Origin of the sequence: Pyxidicoccus fallax (genome assembly GCF_012933655.1) — a bacterium.
Lineage (GTDB): Bacteria > Myxococcota > Myxococcia > Myxococcales > Myxococcaceae > Myxococcus > Myxococcus fallax.
On record NZ_JABBJJ010000601.1, the window covers coordinates 1 to 3,584 of the forward strand.

Here is a 3,584-nt window from a genome sequence, read left to right on the forward strand (position 1 = left end):
TGCGCTCGGCTTCTTTCCTCCTCTTTTCGAGGACTTGCACGTAGCGATCGCACAGCGTGAGCCGCACGCTGTCGCCTTCGCGGACGAGGATGCCGGTGCGGATCAGCGTTTCCCAGAACGCCCCGGGGGTGCCTGTCCAGCGGACAGCGCCCTCGACCGCTTCACACCAGATCGCCTCATCCGCGGACGCGTCCCGCGGACGTCCGTTGGACGCGGCGAAGGGTTCGAAGCGTCCGGAGGGCAGGGCCTGCACGGCCCAGATCTGTAGCTCCACGATGGCGCCCAGGAACGCTCGGCGCTCCATGCCCAGAAGACGCGCGGCTCCCACCACGGAGAGACTCAGGGGAAAGCCGACGTCGACCTGCACCCAATCCAAGCCGCCCACGGTTACTGCCTCCCAATGATCCGACGCTCGAAGCGTCGGGCTCGTTGCGTGCGTCCGGTGCTCGTCGGTGTCCGCGTCCTTGTGTCTCGGTGCGTGGGACACCCTGTCACGCACCGCCCCTGCCTGCCGCGCCCTGCCGCGTCCTGTCGCACCCTGATCAACCCTGGGGTGCCGGGCTCGTGAGCTGATCGCGTCACACCACTACGACAGAGACGTGTCGGTGATCCAGGCCTCTGCGATCTGTGTCGCGATCTGGAAACCGTCTACCCCCCGGGTCCTGCCTCCAGTGTCGATTCTCTTGCTCTCGGAGTTGTTCCGGATCAGGGGTTTACAGAGGGCAACAGAGGTGTGGCTCGGCTCTCCAGAGTGGATCAGCGGGTGTGGATCACACGAGGAGAACAGCCATGTAGCGAGACGTCGCTGATCCAACGTGGAGGGTCTCGCGATCACCTCGGCCGGAGCGCGAAGCGCGTGGCGCCCTCCCCTGCCGGTTGCCTCAATGGCTTGCATTCCAGACGTCTGGGAAAGCCAGACATGTCATCGGTGCTACCGCGCGCGTCGAAACGTGCTTGGCTCCGGGGGCGGGAGCTGCGAAGCCTCCCCTGCCATGTTCCACACCATCGCCGTTGGCTCGACGAACCCCGCGAAGTCCTCCGCCGTGCGTGCCCTCTGTGAGCGCGCCTTCCCTGGTTGCCGCATCGTCGCCCTGGAAGTCCCCAGCGGCGTGTCCGAGCAACCCATCGGCGCGGAGCAGACGGCCGAAGGAGCGCGCAACCGGGCGCGCGCGGCGCTCACCGCGGTGGAGGGCGCGGGGCTGGGCTTCGGGTTGGAGGGAGGCGTGGACGAGGACGGGCACCTCATCAACTGCGTGGCGGTGGTGAGCGCCGACGGGAGGGAGAACCAGACCTGGGGCGTGCGCTTCCCTCTCCCTCCATCTGTCGCCGCGCGGGCGCTGAAGGGCGAGGAGCTGGGGCCGGTGATGGACGAGGTGTCCGGCCGCAGCGAGAGCAAGAAGAGCCTCGGCGCGGTGGGCATCCTCACCAACGGCCTCTTCACTCGGGCGGACATGTGGCAGGGCCCCGTGGCCTGCGCTCTCATGCCCTTCCTGCACCCCGAGCTCTACCGCGCGCCTTGATGCCGCATCATCGCCGGAACTCTCCCGGAGCGACCGCCGCGGACAGGATGACGCACCGAAGCCGGGAGGTTGAAGAGGAAGGGAGGGACATCCTGGGAGCCGCGGCCCGGGAGGAGGTGGACCATGGTCGGGTCCAGGGACCTGGCCGCCCCAGGCAGGCGTTCCATCGGCTGTTCGCGCTGGATGCTCTTCGTCATGAGCTGCGTCCTCGCGCTGCGGGTCGCCATGCCAGCCGTGGCCACGGGCGCTGACTGGGTCGTCCGGTCCTTCGATGCCCGGCTCGTCGTGCAGCCCAACGGCGACGTGCTCGTGACCGAGGACATCGCCGTCGATTTCGGCTCGCTCCAGAGGCACGGCATCTACCGCGACATTCCCGTGCACTACGGCTTCCGCGCGACGCGCGAACGGCGCATGCGCGTTGAGGACGCGCACGTCCAGGCCGGTCCGGGAACGCCTGACGACCTCGTGGTGTCGCGGGACGGAAATGTCGTCCGCCTGCGAATCGGCTCACCCTCCCAGCTCGTCTCCGGCCCTCATCGCTACCGCATCACCTACCGCGTCGTCGGGGCGATGAGCTCGTTCGCGACACACGAGGAACTCTACTGGAGCGTCACGGGATTCCGGTGGGAGGTGCCTATCGAGCGGGTCTCCGCCCTCGTCACCGGGCCGCAATCCCTGACACGCGTTGCCTGCTACGCCGGGCCAGGGGGCGGTACGAAGCGCTGCGCCGAGGCCACCCTCGATGATGGCACGGTCCGCTACAGCACGGGGCCGCTCAACCCCGGCGACGACATGTCCGTGTTCGCCACCTTCTCCCCGGGCTCTGTCCGGGTTCCCCCGCCGGAACTCGAGCCCGTGTCCGACGGCACCGCCCCCGCGAGCGACCAAGACGACTACGGCCTCTGGGAGAACCTCCGGGCCCTGTTGCTGCTCATGCTGATGGTCGCCGGCGTCGTGTGGTTCATCTTGCGCGAGCAGCGGAAGGAGGAGGCTGCCCTCTCGGAACAACCCGAGGAGGAGCCACCGGAGGTCGCGCCGCTGCCGCCGCCGCCGGACCTCCTCATCCACGACACCGCCCTCCCGGAACAACTGGAAGAGCGGCCACCCGAGGGCCTGCGGCCGGCGATGCTGAGCCTTCTCCTCGACCAGAAGGTGGAGGACCGGGCCATCGCGGCGACCCTCGTCGACCTGGCGGTGCGCGGCTTCCTGTCCATCGAGGTCGTGGCGGTACGGAAGGGCAAGGTGAGCGACTGGCGCCTCATCAAGCGCGCCGAGCGCGAGGCCCCAGGGCTTCTGCCGCTCGCGGACTACGAGCGCGCGCTATACGAGGCACTGTTTCCTCCGGACTCTGGCGTGCCATTCCGTGAAGGAGATTCGGTGCTGCTGTCGAAGCTCGGGGGCAGGTTGGCGAGGCGCTACGAAACGGTGCGCGAGCAGCTCTGCCGGACGCCCGAGGTGCGAGACTGGTTCCAGTTCGAGCCGGGCACCATGCCCAGGAGCAGCAGGATCAGGATGTCCCTCCTCTTGGGCCTCTCCCTCCTGCTCTCGTGCGGGTCATGCGTCACGGCACAGCCCTACCTCCTGATTCCGCTGCCGCTGCTCGTGATTGTGACACTCGTGTTGAATCACCTGGCGAAGCTGCCACCGCCGCTCACCCCGGCCGGCGTCGCCATGCGCCAGCGTGCCCAGGGCTTCCGCGAGTTCATCCGCACGGCGCCGCACCAGCGCATGAGGCTCGTCGGACAGCAGCACCTCTTCAGCGAGCTGCTGCCCTACGCCATGGCCTTCGGCCTGGAGGCCTGGTGGGTGCACGCCTTCCCCGAGCTCCCGGCCAGGGAGGGGACGTATGCGCTCCGCGGCAGATGGCTCCTCGGGGCGCGGGTGCTCCATGCCTCCAGCCTGTCGGAGCTCTCCTCGTCGCTGACCTCCTTCTCCCCGAGCATCCACGCGGTGCTGGCCAGCCGCAGTCGCTCGACCTCGTTCATCGGTTACGGAACGACGGCCAGCACCGGCGGCTCCGGATTTAGCGAGGGTGGAGGTTCCTCGGGCGGGGGCGGAGGCGAG

Annotated in this window: 2 protein-coding genes and 1 pseudogene; 2 read left to right on the plus strand and 1 reads right to left on the minus strand. The window is 68.6% G+C overall.

Annotated elements, in window-relative coordinates:
• Positions 1–385: pseudogene (locus HG543_RS52335) on the minus strand (hypothetical protein); the annotation flags it as partial.
• A 607-nt stretch (positions 386–992) separates the two neighbouring features.
• On the opposite strand from HG543_RS52335, the gene yjjX reads away from it, so the two are divergent.
• Together yjjX and HG543_RS52345 are read left to right on the plus strand one after the other, a co-directional pair.
• The gene (yjjX, locus tag HG543_RS52340; protein ID WP_169352470.1) at positions 993–1,520 is read left to right on the plus strand and encodes an inosine/xanthosine triphosphatase; all 528 of its coding nucleotides are present in this window, start codon (positions 993–995) and stop codon (positions 1,518–1,520) included.
• A 123-nt stretch (positions 1,521–1,643) separates the two neighbouring features.
• Positions 1,644–3,584 (plus strand): DUF2207 domain-containing protein (locus HG543_RS52345; RefSeq protein ID WP_169352471.1); only part of this gene is annotated, 1,941 nt, incomplete at its 3' end.